The sequence below is a fragment of the Aeromonas sp. R4-1 genome (assembly GCF_040908325.1).
GTDB lineage: Bacteria > Pseudomonadota > Gammaproteobacteria > Enterobacterales > Aeromonadaceae > Aeromonas > Aeromonas veronii.
Genome location: NZ_JBFODM010000086.1, coordinates 1 through 17,283, shown reverse-complemented (window position 1 = coordinate 17,283; position 17,283 = coordinate 1). Strand labels below are relative to the sequence as shown.

Genomic DNA, 17,283 nt, shown 5'->3' with positions numbered 1-17,283 from the left:
TGTGATCCACTATGCTTTTTTTGCAATTGGATTAGCATATGCGCGACATCGGCCTACCCATTCTGTCAGGCATAGAGAGTGATATGACGTACAAAAAGTTCGGTTTTTTGACTGCCATTCTGGCGTTAAGCGGTTTTTATCTTTACACCCTCTATCTGGCTGCTCACCCCAACGTGAGCCTGGCCTACAAACTCTATTATCTGGAAGGCAAGACCCGCTTCTGGGAACACAACTCCAGCATGACCTATCAGCCGGGTAACGAGCTCAATCTGACCAAGCCAAGCCGCTTCCTCTCCAGCGAAGGCTGGGCCAAGAAGCCGAGCGACGAAGGTACCCTGCTCAGCGGTCAGGGCGGTCTCTACTTTGTGCTGCCCAAGCAGGCGGCCAATCCGGATCAACTTACCGTACAGGCCCGCATCAATAGCCCGGAAGCCGGTGCCCTGTTGAAAGTGGCGCTGGGTCACGACTTCACCACCACGGTGAAACTGGCCAAAGCGGGCATCAACGAAATCCGCCTCAGTTTGCCCGGCGACTCGCTCACGGCAGATCCCAAGCGCCCCAATTTTCTGGCGCTCTCGGCACCTACTCCCATCAATGTGCAGTCGGTACGTTTGACCGTAGCCCAGTGATCCTTGCCCCGAATACCATTTTATAAAAACAACTATCCCAAATAAGGACGTTCTTATGTCGCATACAGATTTTCGACTCTCTCTGGTCGTTCCCGTTTACAACGAGGAAGAGAGCATCGATGCCTTCATCAACGCGATAGACAACGAACTGGCCCCGCTGAAAGACCAGCTTGAAATTGTATTCGTCAACGATGGCAGCCGTGACCGCACCCGTGAAGTGGTCGAACAGGCCATCGCCCGTGACCCGCGCGTGACCCTGGTCAACCTGGCACGCAACTTCGGTAAAGAAGCGGCCCTGACCGCCGGTCTGCATCAGGCCAAAGGGGATGCTATCGTGCCGATGGACGTGGATCTGCAAGACCCGCCCGCCCTGATCCTGGAGTTCGTCAAACTGTGGCAGACCGGTGACTATGACACCGTCTACGGCATCCGCGTCGATCGCAGCGCCGATACCCCGATGAAGCGCCTGACTGCCGGTGGCTTCTACCGCTTCTTCAACGCCCTCTCCACCAGCACCAAGCTGCCGGAAAACGCCGGTGACTTCCGCCTGATCGACCGTCGCGTGGTCGAGGCGATCAAGCTGCTGCCGGAACGCAACCGCTTCATGAAGGGTCTGTTTGCCTGGGCCGGTTTCCGTGCCGTTGGCGTCCCCTACGAGCGCCCGGCCCGTCACGCCGGTGAAACCAAATTCAACTACTGGAAACTGTGGAACTTCGCCCTCGACGGTCTGCTCAGCTTCTCCAGCTGGCCGCTGCGGGTCTGGAGCTATGTGGGGGTCAGCGTCTCGCTGGTTGCCTTCCTCTATATCCTGAAAATCATCACCCAGGTGATCTTCTTCGGCATCGACGTGCCCGGTTACGCCTCCCTGATGTCTGTAGTGCTGTTCCTCGGCGGTATCCAGCTGTTGTCGCTCGGCATCATCGGCGAGTACATCGGCCGCATGTTCGTGGAAGTGAAACAGCGCCCGGTCTACCTCATTGAAGGGGTCTATGGCCAGTATGCCAAGCAGGATGCGGCCAAACCGCAGAGCGCTGACAGCAACCCGCAAGAGCAGCAGGAGCAAGCGCCTCAATGATCTCCCGCGAGGAATTCTGGCGGCTGGTACGTTTCGGTTTTGTCGGCGGGGGGGCTACCCTCGTCGACCTTGGCACCTCCATCGCACTGTTTCATACCTGGCCCACCATCTCGGAGCACCTGGTTACCACGCTGGCTTTTGCCATCGCGTTCTGGTTCTCCTTCTTTGGTCACCGCTACATCACCTTCCAGAAGCAGGGAGCCGCCAGCAAGTTTCTGCTGGTCGCCCTCTTCTCGCTGGCGGTGCGTAACCTGATCCTGAGCGGCCTGCTGTTTGCGGGGCTCTCCGGTCTGCTGCCGGTGGTCATCGCCACCCTGACCGTTACCGTCCTCACTTACGTTCTCTCTCGCGTCTGGGTTTTTGCCTGATGAATGATATGACCAATACTGCCCCGCTAACCGGGGCTGCACTCCCCTATCGCCCGTCACTGCGCATCAGCGGTCGTGACTGGCTGATGATCATCGCCGCCTTCATGCTGAGCCGGGTGGCGCTGTATGGCATGGGTTACTTCGGTGTCCAGCTCTATGGCTCCCCCGACATCGGCCCGCTGCAGGCCTATTGTCAGTTCGACTGCGTCTGGTTCCAGCGCATCATCGAGAACGGCTACGATCTCTACCCGCGCTGGCTGAGCAAGGGCAATGCGGCCAACTGGGCCTTTATGCCGCTCTATCCGATGGTCTCCGGTGCCATCTCCAACCTGTTCAATGTCGAGAGCCTGATCGGCCTCATCATTGTTACCAACCTCTCCTTCTTCGCCAGTTTACCGCTGATGCTGCTGGTGTTGCGTCAGCTCAAGCTGGGTGACGATACCGCCCGCTTCGGCGTCTGGCTGCTCGCCTTCTCCCCCTTCTCCGCCTACTTCGTCTCCGGTTATACCGAGTCGACCTTTATGGCGCTGATGCTGGGGATGTTCCTGTTCGCCTATCGGGAGCAGTGGCTGATGGTGGCCGTGCTGGGGGTCGGTATCTCCGCCACCCGCAACCTGGGGGTGATGATGGTCTTCCCGGTGCTGATCCTGGCGCTGCAAGCTTACGGCTGGCGGGAATTTTTCCGCTTTACCGAGCGTGCTTTCAAGGTGGTGTTCACCCTCTGGATGATCCCGTTTGGCCTGTTTGCCTACATGGTCTACCTCTATCACCTGACCGGCGATGCCTTCGCCTTCAAACACATTCAGGTGGCCTGGGGTCGCTACATGGACAGCCCGCTGGACTGGTGGCTGAGCGGTTTCGAGCTGGGCGGTCGCAAGGCTTACCTCTCCATCATGGTGATCTTCGGCTGGTGCCTGAACGGCTACCTGTTCAGCCAGAAACGCTGGGCGGAAGCGACCCTGATGTTCATCTGCTGCACCATCCCGCTGATGACCGGCCTCAACGCCATGCCACGCTACATGTTCGGGCTCTACCCGACCCTGCTGGCCATCATTCTGCTGACCCATCGCTGGCCCGCCATCCGCCCGGCAGTACTCTGCATCAGCGGCATGGTTGCTTCCTTCATCGCGGTGGCCTTCGTCAACTTCAAGTTCTTCACCGTCTGATGTGACGACAATGCCTGACACCCCGAATGCCGGTCACCTGACCGGCATTTTTTTATGGCCACTATTTTTATCGACAGGGCGTCCCACCTCCTCTCCATCACACTTTCCTCGGCTTGAAAACGTAACCATTTGAACTGATGTCACAAATCGACGTTTTGCCGATCCAAGGCGCGCTTTGCTGCTCCTAGAATGGGCCCTTGTCCGAACTGCCCTGCTCAAGGAATGGCTTATGCGTCGTGCTCATCACTTATCCCCTCTCTGGCTCGCCCTGCTGGCCGCCCCTCTGTTCACCCAACAGGCGATGGCCGCCCCCGAGGTTCGCCTCTATGTGGATGGTCAACCGGTGGCGGCCCCGATCGCGCTGGACAAGGGCACGGTGGAGCTGACCCATCCCCTTGCCAAGGGGAGCCACCAGATCCGCATCAGCGACGCAGGCAACAGTTGCGGCACCAGCTTTGGCCCGAGCGAGAGCAAGCCACTCCCCTTCGGCACCGCCCAGCCCATGGACAAATGCAGCAAGGATCAGAGCTTTACCCTTCGGGTGATGCTGGCCGGGGAGTATCAGTTCACCTTCAACCCGGATACCCCCAGCCTCAAGGTGCTGCGGGCGACCAAGAAGAGCGAATTCAAACGCCAGCCACCAGAAGAGCCCTGCATCAGCTGGGATGGCGGCCCGGTCACTGTATCCCTGAAAGGGGTTTGGCCCGAGGGTACCCGACTGAGGGATGCCTACTCGAAACAGGAGGCGGTGGTCAAACAGGGCAAACTGACCCTGACCCCGAGCAAAGAGAGCGGCGGCCTGCTGCTGCTCGAGCCGGTCAAGGCAGCCAAGCCAGCACCATTCAGCTGGGATCAGGCGAGCGTCTATTTTCTGCTGACCGATCGCTTCCACAATGGTGACCCCGCCAACGACCACAGCTTCGGCCGCCAGAAGGATGGTCAAGACGAGGTGGCCACTTGGCACGGCGGCGACTTCAAGGGGCTGACCGAGAAGCTCGACTACATCAAGAGCCTCGGCATGAACGCCATCTGGATCACCCCCATGGTGGAGCAGGTTCACGGCTTTATCGGCGGTGGTGAGCAGGGCAACTTCCCCTTCTACGCCTACCACGGCTACTGGGCGCTCGACTTCACCAAGATTGACCCCAACTACGGCGATGAAGAGAGTCTGAAAACCCTGGTGGATGAGGCCCACAAGCGCGGCATGCGGATCATCCTAGACGTGGTGATGAACCACGCCGGTTACGCTACCCTCGCCGACTTGCAGGATTTGGGGCTCACAGAGCTGGCCCAGAACACAGCCAAGCTGCCGACCGTCTGGAACCAGTGGCGCCCGAGCGGCGGCCTCAACTGGCATGGCTACAACCAGTTCATCGACTATCAATCACCCGCGTGGAACAAGTGGTGGAGTGGTGACTGGGTGCGCGCCGGTCTGCCCGGCTACCCGCAGCCAGGCACCGACGATGTCACCGGCTCGGTGGCGGGGCTACCGGACTTTCTGACCGAATCGACCAAACCGGTAGGGCTGCCGCCGTTGCTGGCCGCGAAAAAGGATACCCTCGCCAAGGCGCTGCCCGACGCTACCGTGAGCGACTACCTGATCGCCTGGCACACCGACTGGGTGCGCCGCTTTGGCATCGACGGCTTCCGCGCCGACACCGTCAAGCATCTGGAGCCCGAGGTGTGGGCCAAGCTCAAGCAGGCGGGCACCGCTGCGCTCAAGGAGTGGAAGACTAACAACCCGGGCAAGGCCCTCGACGATCTGCCCTTCTACATGGTGGGCGAGGTATGGGATCACGGGGTCGCCAAGGATTTCTGGTATCAGAACGGTTTCGATTCCCTGATCAACTTCGACTATCAGCGTGAGTTCGCCCTGCCCCAGGCCCAGTGCATGGCCAGCGCCGAGCCCACCTATGCCAGCTACGCCAGCCGCATCAATCAGGATCCCGAGTTCAACGTGCTGAGCTACATCAGCTCCCACGACACCAAGCTGTTCTTTGGCGACTATCAGGATGTGCCGCTACAGCGCCGGGTCGCCAACAGCTTTATGCTGCTGCCAGGCGGCATCCAGCTCTACTACGGCGACGAGTCCGGCCGGGGGCTTGCCAAGGATGGCGGGGTGTTCGATCAGGCGCTGCGCTCGGACATGAACTGGCAGGATCTGGCTAGCGGAGACAAGGCTGAGCTGGTCAAGCACTGGCAGCAACTGGGCCAGTTCCGCGCCGCTCATCCGGCGATTGCGGCAGGCAGCCACCAGAAACTCTCGGATGCCCCCTACGCCTTCGTGCGGGAGAAGGGGGATGACAAGGTGGTGGTGGTCTTTGCCGGTCGGCAGAAGTAACTCTTGGGCCATATATACCAGCAACAGAGAGGGGAGCCACTGGCTCCCCTCTCTCGTTTATCTATCTGCCAAGGCTCACTGTGACTGGCGCGCCGCCACCGGCCACTGCAACCGCGCCTTGAGCAGGGTCTCCTGCCACAGAGGCCAAGAGAGCAGCGCCTGCTGATAGACTCCCGCCTGACCGGGCAACAGGATGCCGTAGCTGGCCAGCCGATACGCCATCACCGCATAGAACGCATCGACAATACCCGCCTCGCCAAAGTAGAAGGGGCCCCGCGTCTGCGACCAGATCTCCTGCAAACGGGCCAGCTCACCGACTGCCTCCACCGGGGGATCGATACGGGTTGGCGCCCCAAGAAAGAAGGGGAGCAGAGAACGGATCTGCCGAAATCCCGCGTGCAACTCGGCGCAGAGGCTGCGAGCCAGTGCCCGCTCGGCCAGCGAAACGGGATAGAGCTGGCGGTCGGGACAGAGCTCGTGAACATATTCGGCGATGGCCAGCGAGTCGTGAACCCGCACGCCATCGTGTTCGAGCCAGGGCACCAGACCGGCCGGTGCCAGCCGCTTGAGCCGGGCCAGCGACTTGGCATCCTCCAGATCGAACACCTGCTCCTGCCACGTCAACCCGCTCATGGCGAGCACCAGTGCCGCCCGCATAGCCCAGGTGGAGCCGGTGCCCACCGCCAATACCAAGGAACCCATCTGTTGCCTCCTGCATGAGTTGCCTGCGACCGGCCTGTCTGCCCTTGATGGCAAAACATCCGATGGTCGCTTCACATTTGCGCACCGGCGGGTTTGACCCTCTTGGTGAGCGATGCTAGTTTGATTTTTCAAAACAATCAGTTAGCAACAATGTGAGCCATTAACCGAAATATGGACAGCCAATTTACCATCGTCATCGCAGATGACCACCCCCTGTTTCGGGGCGCCCTCTACCAAGCGGTGCACATGGCCATCAACGACGCTCAATTGCTGGAAGCGGACTCCATCGACAGCCTGACCAACCTGCTCGGCGAGCACCCCGAAGTTGACCTGTTGCTGCTCGATCTCAAGATGCCCGGGGCCAATGGCTTCGAGGGGCTGGCCCACCTGCGCGGCCAGTATCCCGACCTTCCCATAGTGGTGGTCTCCGCCTCGGAAGATGCGGCCATCATCCAGCAGGTGCTGCGGCTCGGGGCGCTCGGCTTTATTCCCAAGTCGGTGCCGATGAAGGAGCTGGTCAACGCTCTCAATACGGTGATCGGGGGGGATAACTGGGTACCGGAAGGCATCTCGCTTCATCCCGAATCGGAAGACGGCCCCGATTTCGCCAGCAAGCTGGCCAGCCTCACCCCCCAGCAGTACAAGGTGCTGATCATGCTGCGCGATGGCAGCCTGAACAAACAGATCGCCTGGGAGCTCAACGTCTCCGAGGCCACCATCAAGGCCCATATCACCGCCATCTTCAGAAAACTGGGCGTCAAGAACCGCACTCAGGCGGTTATCGCCCTGCAACAGCTCGATATCAAGGAGAGCTGAAACCCGCGCGCAGTGACACGCCGGAGACGACATAGCCAGCCATGCTGGCTAATTGTTGCTCGACAATTAGCACGATCGTACTTTATGCTGCCAGCGCCAACGAGGAGAGAGTGATGAGCAAGGGGCGCCTGACCCGGGAAAACATTTTACAGACCGCCTTTGAGCAAGCGAGCCAGCAAGGGCTGGAGAGCCTGACCATCGGCTCGCTGGCCAGCGCCTGCGAGATGTCCAAAAGCGGCCTGTTTGCCCACTTTCAATCCCGAGACAATCTGCAGATAGCCGTGCTGGAGTACGCCGCCGAGGTGTTCCGGCTGCGGGTGATCCAGCCGGTACGTCAGCAGGAGCACCAAAGCCAGCACGACAAGCTGATCGCCCTGCTGCGGGCCTGGCAGGCGTGGAACCACTGCTTCGCCGGACGCTGCATGTTCCTCGATGCCTGGACCTCGGTGCAGGATGGCCATGAGCAAGAGAGCCCTGTGCAACAAGCCGCCCGGCAACTGGTGCGCTTCTGGCTCGACTATCTGGCCCGTCAGGTGGTGCAGGGTCAGGCCGCAGGCGAGTGGCGACAGGAGATGGATCCCTGGCGCGCCGTTTACCGCCTCTATGGCCTCTATCTGGCGGATCAGGTGTTCAACGATCTCGAACTGTGTCAGGATCCGGCCCGCCACTTCTGGCCCGAGGTGGACGCTCTGCTGAGCAGCTGGCGCTGATGTTTTGGCATCCGTTCAACACTAATTTTTAAAAACCAACAAAAAAGCACGACCGTTCGCACATAAAAACCACAGGATGACCATGAGCAGCAAGATCTACTTCAACACCCGCCGCTTCAGCCCGAGCAAATGGCTGCTGGGGATAGGCACCCGGTTGCACCACAGACTCGCCCCCACCCATGCCAAGCGTACCGCTAGCAAGTTGCTGCTCACCCCCCAGCGCAACCAGCGGGGTGGCCACGAACCTGCCGGTCTGGTGAAGCAGGCCGTCCATACCAGCGAAGGGGTATTGATGAGCTATCGGCTCGGTCAGGGGCCGCTGTGGCTGCTGATGCACGGCTGGTCCGGCAGCGCCAGCCAGTTCTATCCACTGATGAGCCATATCGCCGCGCAGGGTTTCACCGCCATTGCCTACGATCATCCGGCCCACGGCCAGAGCGGAGGCAACACTGGCCACCTGCCCCGCTTCGTACGCGCCTTCGACGAGCTGGCGACCAAGCTGGCCAGCGAAGCAGGCCCGCTGCACGGCGTCATCGCCCATAGCATGGGAGGCGCCGTCACTCTCTCCAGCCGTCAGCCGGGTATCGATACCCTGCCGCTGCTGTTGATTTCACCGGTGCTCGACTATGTGCCCCAGCTCTACGGCATGGTGGCGCGCTCCGGCTACTCCATCCGGTTGTTTGATGCGGTGGTCAAGGAGATTGAGCAAGAGTACCAGCACCCCTTGAGCACGGTCGATCCGCTGGGTCGCCTCGCCAGTCGCAGCGGCGCGGCGATGATAGTGCACGACGAGGAGGACAGATTTGCCCCGCACGGCGATTCCTTGCGGGCCAGTCAGGATGGTCATACCCGGCTGGTGAGCACCCGGGGTCTGGGCCACGGTCGCATCCTCGCCAGCGCCCCGGTATTCGCCGCCTTCGATCAGCTGGCTCGGCCGGAAAATCCTCACCGCGCCCTTTGACATGGGGCCATGAAAAAAACGGGCGAGCGCCCGTTTTTATATTTGATACAGCGCCTTATAGTTAACTTGTCAGTGGGAACATTCTTGTCAGAACACGATAAGGCGCCAGCATATGGCCAGACCCAATACAGCGTTGTTGCTCACCGGTGGCGGTGCTCGCGCCGCCTATCAGGTCGGCGCTCTCAAGGCGATTGCGGAGCTCTACCCGCGCAATCTCGGCATCCCTTTTCCCATCCTGTGTGGCACCTCGGCGGGGGCCATCAACGTCACCGCGCTCGCCTGCTACGCCTCCTGCTTCCATCTGGGGGTGCGCAAGCTGGAGTGGGTCTGGCGCCGCTTCGAGACCCACCACATCTTCGATTTTCACCCGGGGCGCCTGCTGTGGCGGCTGATGTACGAAGGGTCGGCGGGGCTGATCAATCCCCACACCAACCACGCCTTTCACCTCTTTGACAACGCGCCGCTGCACCGCCTGCTGGATCAGCTCATCGACTATCACCGCATCGATGACAACATCCTCTACGGCAGTCTAGAGGCGCTGGCCATCACGGCGTCGGATTACGATGACGGCCTCTCCACCACCTTCTTTCAGGGGCGGGCCGACCACCATCCTTGGGAGCGAGCCAGACGGCGCGGGGTACGCACCGTGCTTACATCTGAGCACCTGCTCGCCTCCTCGGCGTTGCCCTTCGTCTTTCCGGCCACCCGGATCGGCGAGAAGTTCTACGGCGACGGATCCATCCACCAGCTGAGCCCGCTCAGCCCCGCCATCCATCTGGGTGCGGAGCGGATCCTGTTGATCACCCTGGATCCGCCGGCGCACTCGGCGCCGACCCATCATCACGGCCATCTCACCAGCTCCAATATCGCCAGCCATCTGCTCGATACCGTCTTTACCGACACTCTCAACTCCGATCTGGAGCGGCTGTGGCGTATCAACCAGACTCTGGATCTTATCCCTGAGCGGGAGCGCAATCGCCTCAAGCTGAAACGGGTGGAGACCTGCGTGCTGAAACCGAGTCAGGATCTCGACACCATCGCACTGGCCTACCTGCGCAAACTGCCGCTAAAGTTGCGCCGCCTGTTGCGGGTGCTGGGCGTGAAGGGGGATGAGACCAGCAGTCTGGCCAGCTTTTTGATGTTCTATCCGGGTTATTGCCAGCAGCTGATCAAGCTGGGCTATCAGGACACCCTGAGGGAGCGGGAGAGAGTCGTCGCCTTCCTCGATATCGAAGGGCTACCAAAAGAGCGGGAGTAAAGGGGGCAACCGATGAGTGCAAGGTGACTCAGCGCCCCTCCAGCAAACGCTGCTCAGCCTGTTCCATCGCCACCACGGTACCAAACAAGATCAGCCGATCCCCAGCCGCCAGCACCAGCTCGGGTCTGGGCTCCAGACTCTGATCGCCGCGCTGCACCTCCTTGATCCGCACCTCATCAAGCGGCAGCTCGCGCACTTCATGGCCCACCGCCCACGCCTGATCGTGCAGCAACAGCGGATGGAGGCGTTCAAGCAGCTGATCTGCCTCCAGATTGCTGGCACTCTGATCCCCCCAGTAGAAGCCGTGCAGGAAGCGATACTGGCTGCTGCGCTCCAGCTCCATCCGGCGGATCACCCGACCGATGGGGATATCGCAGTTGAGCAGCAGGTGGGAGACCAGCATCAGGGCCCCCTCCTGGGATTCAGGGATCACCTCAAACGCCCCCGCCTGCTTGTACTGCTCCAGAAAACTGTCATCCCGGGTGCGCACCAGCACCTTGAGATCCCCCGCCAATTCGCGGATCAGTGCCAGCATCGCCTCCACCCGCTTGCGATCATCGAAGGTGATGATCACCAGCCGTGCCCGCAACAACCCGGCGGCCAGCAGAATATCGCGGCGGCTGGCATCGCCGAAGGCCACCTGCTCCCCCGCCAGCTTGGCCTCGCTCACCCGCTCCGGGTCAAGATCGAGGGCCAGAAAGGGGATCTCCTCGATCTTGAGAAAGCGGGCACAGGTCTGCCCGGCCCGGCCAAACCCGGCGATGATGACATGCTGGTTTTTGCTCAGGCCCGACTGGGCGACTTCGGAGCGGGTAAGCAGCGCCGGGTCGGTGAGGCTGCGGGCCAGCGAATGGGCCTGAGTCACCAGCCAGGGGGTCATGGCGATGGAGATGATGCCGATGCCGATCAGCAGGGAGACCAGTTGCTGATCCAGCAGGCCGTGGTGCAGTGCCAGTGCCAGCAACACGAAGCCGAACTCCCCCACCTGACTCAGCATGATGCCGGCGGCCATGCTGTCGCGCTTTCGCTCCCCCATCAGCCGCCCGGCCAGCAGCACCAGTAGGGATTTGCACAGCACCAGCAACACCACGCAGATCAGCACCTGCCACCAAGCCCGCGCCACCAGCTCCCACTCCATGGCCATGCCGATGGTGATAAAGAAGAGCCCCATCAGCACGTCGCGAAAGGGCTTGATGTCCACCTCCAGCTGATGACGGTAGTGGGACTCCCCCAGCATCATCCCCGCCAGAAATGCCCCCAGCGCCATCGACAACCCGAGCGAATGGGTCATGTAGGCAGCCAGCAGTGCCACCAGCAGGGCACTCAGCACGAACAACTCGTCGGAGCGGGCTCGCGCCACCTCGTGAAACAGCAGCGGCAGCAACCACTTGCCCACCGCCAGCAGAGTGAAGAGAGCAAACAGCCCCTTGAGGGTGGCCCAGGCGATCTCGGCGGCCAGGGCGCTCCCTTGTACTTCCGGCTGGGCGAGAATAGGGATCATCACCAGCAGGGGCACCACCGCCAGATCCTGAAACAGCAGCACGCTCACCCCCAGCTGGGCGCGGCGGGTATGGAGCTGCTTCTGCTCGCCGAGCTGCTTGATCACCACCGCCGTCGAGGAGAGTGCCAACGTTCCCGCCACCACCAGCGACTGGGCCAGACCCAGCCCCCACCACCAGCCGATGGCGAAAAAGAGCAGTGACGTGAGCAGCACCTGCAACATCCCGACCCCCAGCACCAACCGGCGCATCGCCAGCAATTTTGGCAGGGAGAACTCCAGCCCCAGCGAGAACATCAGAAAGACGATCCCCAGCTCGGCAATGGTCTGCATGATCGACTGACCGGTGATCACCGCCAGCCCGTGGGGGCCGAGCAAGACGCCGGCAATCAGGTAGGCAAGGATGACCGGCAAGCCGAGGCGCCGGAAAGTTGCCACCAGCAGAACAGCGGCGAACAGCAGGATCAACAGGTCGGTGTACAAATTTCCCTCTCCTTTTATCGACTTAAGCTTAGTCAGCCGATCTGGCGGGCAGGAAAGATATATTGGGCATGCCAATTGCAGGGAGGAGACAGTAGTCAGGTGTTACAGGTGGAAGACCATGGAAAATACGTCGTCACTTAATGGCTTTAGCCATGGCATCGAGCAGTGGGTTCGCCAGATGGAGCGGCTCACGCCGTTGCCCAGCGTTGAACGCAACCAGTTGCTCGAGCAGTTGTTGGGGCAGAGCGATCTCGGTGGTCTGCTGACAACTTTTGCCGATCGTGCGGCAAGAATTGTCAGGATCCACGGTCTCTACCTCGATTGTGGCCAGCCCCATGTGCTGATCCAGCACCCGCCGCTGGCCACCCTCAACCTGCACAACTATCCGTTCGAGCTGCGCGGTCAGCATGGCCAGCTGCTCGGCCAGCTCCACTACGAGCTGGAACATCCGCTGAGCGGCAGCCAGCAACGGGTACTGATGCAATACCATCAGCTGCTCTGCCTGCTGCTGCCCCTCTATCTGCGGCTGGAAAAACTGGATCAGCTGGTCCGGCTCGATCACCTGACCGGCCTTGGCAACCGCTCCTACTTTGACGAGGCTATCGGTCGCGCCATCGAGCAGCACAGCCGCGAGCCCCACGGTCTGGTGCTGGTGCTGCTGGATCTCGATCGCTTCAAGCAGATCAATGATACCTGGGGCCATCCGGTGGGGGATCTGGTGCTGAGCCGCTTCGCCCAGCTGCTCAAGGGGTGCATCCGCAGCACGGATCAAGCCTTCCGGCTCGGGGGAGATGAATTTGCCCTGCTGCTGCAACCGGCCGAACCCGAGGCGTGGCGCCCGGTCTGGCTGCGACTGCAGCACATGTTGATGACCAACAAGGAGCTCAGCACCTTCTCGGTCGGATGCAGCCTTGGCGCCGCCAGCTGGCAATCCGGGGTCGATGTGCCGAGCCTCTACGAGGCGGCCGACAGTCACCTCTACGCCCGCAAGAAAGCAGGCAAGGCCAGCCCTAACGAATAATCCCGAACTCTTCTTTGCTCCGGCACATGCGAGCCATGTGACCGGAGCTTCTTTTTTTGGGGCTAATCCTCCCTCACACCGAGGTCACCTCAGGCAAGATCCTGCTCGGGTAGAACCGGAACTGCACCGCCCCCCTGCCAGTGACAGACCAGCCCGGCCCCCTGTGCCATAAAACCGTCGCAGACAAAGAGCCCCACCACCGCCGCCACCTGTTCGCCATAGTAGAGGATGGGGATGCGCCCCCGCTGCCACGAAGGCACGCCATACTCCTGCAGCAGCTTCTTCATCCGCCGACTACCGCTTCGCCCCACCGGTTTGAGGGGGATCCCGGGCGCTACCTGAAAACGCACCGAGAGCGGCTCGTCCGTTCGGGGGGAGCGCAGCCGATCCTCGCCGTGCTCCGCCATGCGCACCACCAGCTCGCCCAACCCGTCCGGCAGGGTCAGCGGCTCACCCACGGTCAACGGCAATACCTGATGGCAAGGTTGCAGATCAGGGCTCACCAGATAGAGCCGCTCCTGAAAACGGCGGCAGCTCTGGCGCCCCCAGTTGAGCTGGGGATTGGCATCGCCGCGCGCCAGCGCTACCTCCTGCCAGAGCCGGGCAAGCTGCTCACGAGATGGCATATCCCCCCCCTGACGGCGGATCCAGTAGCGCAGCAGGTTGTTGCGCCGGGTAGGTGAGAGGGCGTGCAGCGGGCCGATATGGAGCGCCTCCCCCTCGCCCGCCAGCTGCCAGTCGCTCTCGGCAAGCTCCTCCAGCAGCGCTTCCTGCTCGGCGCACAGGGCCATGCTGCGCGCCGCGGTCTGGGCCATGGCGGGCCAGCGCGCCTTGAGCTGGGGGATAAGCGTCTGGCGCAAAAAGTTGCGGTCATAGCTCACATCCTGATTGCTCTCATCCTCCACCCAGCCAAAGGGGAGGCTCGCCGCCGCCTCGGCCAGCTCGGCGCGACTCATATCGAGCAGCGGCCGCAGCAACAGGCCGCCAGCAAAGGGCTGGTTTGGCAGGATCCCCGCCAGTCCACGCAGACCGGCGCCGCGCTTGAGGGCCAGCAGCAGGGTCTCCAGCTGATCGTCCTGATGGTGGGCGGTGAGCAGCCACTCCCCCTCCCGCATCCGGGCGGTCAGCCGCTGGTAACGGGCGGTGCGGGCCTGCGCCTCCAGACTTTCGCCATTGCCGCGGGCCAGAGTCACTCGCTCGACCAGCAGCTCCACCGCCAATTGCTGACACACGACTTCACAATGAGTGACCCACTCATCGGCATGGGAACTGAGGCCGTGGTGCACGTGCAGGGCGCGAACTGGCAGGCCGTGCTCGCGGGCATACTGCGCCGCCAGCACCAGCAGCAGGGTGGAGTCGAGGCCGCCACTGAAGGCCACCAGCAGACCGGTGGAACCTTCCGGCGCTGGCATAGTCAGACAAAAGCGAGAATAAAGATGAGAAATCATAGGCTTCCCCAAAACGGACCGGCCGATCTTAGCAGAGTCGGGCTTATCAAGCTGCAACCCTGCTGCTAGAGTGAGGCTCGCCCTCCCTCTCCACCAGGCTGGCCGCAAGGCGGTCGCACAACAGGTTGGAGCAAGGAAGATGGGCAGGGAAGCAAACAACCCGAATTGGAATCAAACAAGATGAACAATAAGAAAAGCTTACTGGCCGGCCTGATTGGACTGGCCCTGCTGGCTGGCTGCAGTCAGGCACCGCAAGAATCCCCCAAACACTCCGGGCTGGCGCTGGCCAATATGGACACCCAGGTCAAACCCGGCGATGACTTCTTCCGTTACGTCAATGGCAAGTGGCTCGCCACCGCCAAGATCCCCGACGATCGCCCCGCCGATGGCGCCTTCTACATGCTGCGGGACAAATCCCTCGCCGATGTGCGGGTGCTGGTCGAGGGGCTGGCCAAGCAGGAGGCCGCCACCGGCACGCCGACCCAGCAGATCCGCGATCTCTACGCCAGCTATCTGGATCAGGCAGGTCGTGACGCCAAGGGGCTCACCCCGCTGGCACCGGCGCTGGCCGACATCGATCGGATCGGTGATCAGGCCGCGCTGGCCCGTGCCTTTGCCCAGTCGGGCCGCATGGGCGGCGGCGCGCCGTTTGGCATCTGGATCGACGCCGATGCCAAGTCCCCCGACCGCTATGCAGTCTACCTCTATCAGGGGGGACTGGGGCTGCCGGATCGGGACTACTACCTCAAGCAGGATACCGAGAGTCAGGCCCTGCGCCAGAAGTACCAGCAGCATATCGCCGCCATGCTGAGCCGCCTCGGGGAATCTGACCCGAGCGGCAAGGCCAAACGGATTCTGGCCCTCGAAACCCGGCTCGCCACCATCCAGTGGGACAACGTCACCCTGCGGGATCGGGAGAAGAACTACAACAAGCGCCCCGCCAGTGAACTGGCACGGCTCGCCCCTCATCTCGACTGGCAGGCTTATCTCAATGCCGCGGGCATTGCTGGCCAGCCGGAGCTCATCATCGGCCAGCCGACCTATCTGAGCGCGCTGGATCAGGTGATGGCCCAGACCCCCATCGCTGACTGGCAGGCCTACCTCAAGTGGCAACTGCTGACCGACTACGCCCCCTATCTCGACAGCGAGACCGACCGCGCCAACTTCGCCTTCTACGGCACTACATTGAGCGGCACGCCCAAGCAGCGCGCCAGCTGGGAGCGGGCGCTCGGGGTGCTGAACGATCATCTGGGTGAAGCGGTCGGCCAGCTCTATGTGGCCCGCTACTTCCCGCCAGCGGCCAAGGAGCGGATGGAGCAGCTGGTGGAGAACCTGCGCACCGCCTACGGCCAGAGCATCAAGGAGCTCGACTGGATGTCGCCCGAGACCAAGACCCAGGCGCTCGAGAAGCTGGCCAAGTTCCGCCCCAAGATCGGCTACCCCGACCAGTGGAAGGATTACAGCGCCATCACCATCAAACCGGATGATCTGGTGGGCAACCTGCAACGCTCGCAAGCCTTTGAATACGCAGACAGTCTGACGCGCCTCGGCAAGCCGGTCGACCGGGACGAGTGGCACATGTCGCCGCAGACGGTGAATGCCTACTACAACCCGAGCAACAACGAGATCGTCTTCCCGGCGGCCATCTTGCAGCCCCCCTTCTTCGACATGACGGCGGATGATGCGGTCAACTACGGCGCCATCGGCGGGGTCATTGGCCACGAGATGGGCCACGGTTTTGATGATCAGGGGGCCAAATCCGACGGCGACGGCATGATGCGCGACTGGTGGACGCCGCAAGATCTCAAGGAGTTCCGCTTTCGCACCAGCCGGCTGGTGGCCCAGTACAACCGCTTCGAGCCCATCAACGGCCAGTTCGTCAACGGCCAGTTTACCCTGGGGGAGAACATCGGCGATCTGGGCGGTCTCACCATCGCTCACAAGGCCTACGAACTGTCGCTCGATGGCAAGGAGGCACCGGTGCTGGATGGCTTCACCGGCGAACAGCGCTTCTTCCTCGGCTGGGCTCAGGTGTGGAAGGGGATGTATCGCCCCGAGCTGATGCAGATGCTGCTGCGCTCCGACCCCCACTCGCCGCCCGAGTACCGGGTCAACGGCGTGGTGCCGAACATTCCCGCCTTCTACGAGGCATTCAACATCCAGCCGGGTGACAAACTCTATCTACCGCCCCAGAAGCGGGTGAAGATCTGGTAGCAACATCACGGCGGGCTCCCCGGGAGCCCGCACTCAAGAGACAGCAAGAGGTTGCAAGATGAACAGAGCATTGATGATGGCAGGGCTGCTGACCCTGCCGCTGGCGGCACAAGCACAAGCCGAAGAGGGATTTAGCAAGCAACTGACCCTCCCCTCCGGGCAGGTGATCAGGGTGGCGCAGGGGACCGGTGAGCCCGCCTCCATCGGCAGCTATGACGTGCGGCTCTATTCGGGCCAGAACGCCCAGTTTCCACTGGATGAGTTTCAGGATGGCAAGGTGATGGCTCGCAACGGCTTTATCCGGGAGCTGAAACTGGTCGATTTGAATGGCGACAAGCAGCCCGAGCTGGTGGTCATCATCGAGAGCGCCGGCAGCGGCAGCTATCAGGATGCCGATGCCTACACCGTCAGCCCGCAAGGGGAGCTGGAGATCTTCAATCAGGTCAAGGAGCTGGAGCCCAAAGAGGATGTGGTCAAGGCGCTCAAAAGCCCGCAGGACTAAGGAAGGTGCGAACAAGTCCCTGATATGAGATCATGTTTGTCATCTGGAGCCATGAAAAAGGGTTCATCATGAGTCATCAGCTCACCTTCGC

15 protein-coding genes are annotated in these 17,283 nt (G+C 61.6%); 12 read left to right on the top strand and 3 right to left on the bottom strand.

What is annotated here, in order from left to right:
* Positions 1-83 precede the first annotated feature (83 nt).
* From AB5Y90_RS15610 to AB5Y90_RS15590, 5 genes are all read left to right on the top strand, one after another.
* Complete coding sequence (locus AB5Y90_RS15610; RefSeq protein WP_041202288.1) at positions 84-629, top strand: hypothetical protein; 546 nt, start codon at positions 84-86, stop codon at positions 627-629.
* A gap of 55 nt (positions 630-684) precedes the next feature.
* On the top strand, positions 685-1,704 hold the full coding sequence (locus AB5Y90_RS15605; RefSeq protein WP_257123486.1) for a glycosyltransferase family 2 protein: 1,020 nt from the start codon (positions 685-687) through the stop codon (positions 1,702-1,704).
* Complete coding sequence (locus AB5Y90_RS15600) at positions 1,701-2,072, top strand: GtrA family protein (protein ID WP_005338463.1); 372 nt, start codon at positions 1,701-1,703, stop codon at positions 2,070-2,072. Before AB5Y90_RS15605 ends, AB5Y90_RS15600 begins: the two co-directional genes overlap by 4 nt.
* A complete protein-coding gene (locus tag AB5Y90_RS15595; protein WP_265784131.1) occupies positions 2,072-3,238 on the top strand; it encodes a hypothetical protein in 1,167 nt (388 codons plus the stop codon). Before AB5Y90_RS15600 ends, AB5Y90_RS15595 begins: the two co-directional genes overlap by 1 nt.
* 229 nt (positions 3,239-3,467) lie before the next feature.
* Positions 3,468-5,579, top strand: coding sequence for an alpha-amylase (locus AB5Y90_RS15590; protein WP_368167189.1), 2,112 nt, complete (start codon positions 3,468-3,470; stop codon positions 5,577-5,579).
* 75 nt (positions 5,580-5,654) lie between these two features.
* On the opposite strand, the gene AB5Y90_RS15585 is transcribed toward AB5Y90_RS15590, so the two are convergent.
* Positions 5,655-6,281, bottom strand: coding sequence for a glutathione S-transferase (locus AB5Y90_RS15585; protein ID WP_368167187.1), 627 nt, complete (start codon positions 6,279-6,281; stop codon positions 5,655-5,657).
* Between the two features lie 171 nt (positions 6,282-6,452).
* Here AB5Y90_RS15585 and AB5Y90_RS15580 point away from each other — a divergent pair, with 171 nt between their 5' ends.
* From AB5Y90_RS15580 to AB5Y90_RS15565, 4 genes are all read left to right on the top strand, one after another.
* Positions 6,453-7,097, top strand: a complete 645-nt coding sequence (locus AB5Y90_RS15580) for a response regulator transcription factor (RefSeq protein ID WP_076492859.1) — start codon at positions 6,453-6,455, stop codon at positions 7,095-7,097.
* Positions 7,098-7,210: 113 nt separating this feature from the next.
* Positions 7,211-7,807 carry a TetR/AcrR family transcriptional regulator gene (locus tag AB5Y90_RS15575; protein ID WP_106842413.1) on the top strand — a complete coding sequence of 199 codons (597 nt, stop codon included), beginning with the start codon at positions 7,211-7,213 and terminating at the stop codon, positions 7,805-7,807.
* Positions 7,808-7,889: 82 nt separating this feature from the next.
* A complete protein-coding gene (locus AB5Y90_RS15570; RefSeq protein WP_368167185.1) occupies positions 7,890-8,768 on the top strand; it encodes an alpha/beta hydrolase in 879 nt (292 codons plus the stop codon).
* Between the two features lie 112 nt (positions 8,769-8,880).
* Positions 8,881-10,026: a patatin-like phospholipase family protein gene (locus tag AB5Y90_RS15565; RefSeq protein WP_005347843.1), complete on the top strand. Its 1,146-nt coding sequence runs from the start codon at positions 8,881-8,883 to the stop codon at positions 10,024-10,026.
* Between the two features lie 28 nt (positions 10,027-10,054).
* Here AB5Y90_RS15565 and AB5Y90_RS15560 read toward each other — a convergent pair whose 3' ends face one another.
* The gene (locus AB5Y90_RS15560) at positions 10,055-12,007 is read right to left on the bottom strand and encodes a monovalent cation:proton antiporter family protein (protein WP_005358805.1); all 1,953 of its coding nucleotides are present in this window, start codon (positions 12,005-12,007) and stop codon (positions 10,055-10,057) included.
* Positions 12,008-12,125: 118 nt separating this feature from the next.
* Between AB5Y90_RS15560 and AB5Y90_RS15555 the strand changes: the two genes are divergently transcribed.
* Positions 12,126-13,028: a GGDEF domain-containing protein gene (locus tag AB5Y90_RS15555; protein ID WP_005347848.1), complete on the top strand. Its 903-nt coding sequence runs from the start codon at positions 12,126-12,128 to the stop codon at positions 13,026-13,028.
* A gap of 89 nt (positions 13,029-13,117) precedes the next feature.
* Here the strand turns inward: AB5Y90_RS15555 and tilS are convergent, their stop codons facing one another.
* A complete protein-coding gene (tilS, locus tag AB5Y90_RS15550; RefSeq protein WP_368167183.1) occupies positions 13,118-14,476 on the bottom strand; it encodes a tRNA lysidine(34) synthetase TilS in 1,359 nt (452 codons plus the stop codon).
* Between the two features lie 180 nt (positions 14,477-14,656).
* On the opposite strand from tilS, the gene AB5Y90_RS15545 reads away from it, so the two are divergent.
* Both AB5Y90_RS15545 and AB5Y90_RS15540 read left to right on the top strand, forming a co-directional pair.
* Positions 14,657-16,690, top strand: coding sequence for a M13 family metallopeptidase (locus AB5Y90_RS15545; RefSeq protein ID WP_368167182.1), 2,034 nt, complete (start codon positions 14,657-14,659; stop codon positions 16,688-16,690).
* Between the two features lie 58 nt (positions 16,691-16,748).
* Positions 16,749-17,192, top strand: coding sequence for a PliI family lysozyme inhibitor of I-type lysozyme (locus AB5Y90_RS15540; protein ID WP_160881046.1), 444 nt, complete (start codon positions 16,749-16,751; stop codon positions 17,190-17,192).
* Positions 17,193-17,283 lie beyond the last annotated feature (91 nt).

Excerpts from the sequence above, each read along its gene's own strand:
- AB5Y90_RS15600 (WP_005338463.1), top strand. The coding sequence starts at position 1,701 with ATGATCTCCCGCGAGGAATTCTGGCGGCTGGTACGTTTCGGTTTTGTC.
- AB5Y90_RS15565 (WP_005347843.1), top strand. The coding sequence starts at position 8,881 with ATGGCCAGACCCAATACAGCGTTGTTGCTCACCGGTGGCGGTGCTCGC.
- tilS (WP_368167183.1), bottom strand. The coding sequence starts at position 14,476 with ATGATTTCTCATCTTTATTCTCGCTTTTGTCTGACTATGCCAGCGCCG.
- AB5Y90_RS15580 (WP_076492859.1), top strand. The coding sequence starts at position 6,453 with ATGGACAGCCAATTTACCATCGTCATCGCAGATGACCACCCCCTGTTT.
- AB5Y90_RS15545 (WP_368167182.1), top strand. The coding sequence starts at position 14,657 with ATGAACAATAAGAAAAGCTTACTGGCCGGCCTGATTGGACTGGCCCTG.
- AB5Y90_RS15575 (WP_106842413.1), top strand. The coding sequence starts at position 7,211 with ATGAGCAAGGGGCGCCTGACCCGGGAAAACATTTTACAGACCGCCTTT.
- AB5Y90_RS15605 (WP_257123486.1), top strand. The coding sequence starts at position 685 with ATGTCGCATACAGATTTTCGACTCTCTCTGGTCGTTCCCGTTTACAAC.
- AB5Y90_RS15610 (WP_041202288.1), top strand. The coding sequence starts at position 84 with ATGACGTACAAAAAGTTCGGTTTTTTGACTGCCATTCTGGCGTTAAGC.
- AB5Y90_RS15570 (WP_368167185.1), top strand. The coding sequence starts at position 7,890 with ATGAGCAGCAAGATCTACTTCAACACCCGCCGCTTCAGCCCGAGCAAA.
- AB5Y90_RS15590 (WP_368167189.1), top strand. The coding sequence starts at position 3,468 with ATGCGTCGTGCTCATCACTTATCCCCTCTCTGGCTCGCCCTGCTGGCC.
- AB5Y90_RS15595 (WP_265784131.1), top strand. The coding sequence starts at position 2,072 with ATGAATGATATGACCAATACTGCCCCGCTAACCGGGGCTGCACTCCCC.
- AB5Y90_RS15585 (WP_368167187.1), bottom strand. The coding sequence starts at position 6,281 with ATGGGTTCCTTGGTATTGGCGGTGGGCACCGGCTCCACCTGGGCTATG.
- AB5Y90_RS15540 (WP_160881046.1), top strand. The coding sequence starts at position 16,749 with ATGAACAGAGCATTGATGATGGCAGGGCTGCTGACCCTGCCGCTGGCG.
- AB5Y90_RS15555 (WP_005347848.1), top strand. The coding sequence starts at position 12,126 with ATGGAAAATACGTCGTCACTTAATGGCTTTAGCCATGGCATCGAGCAG.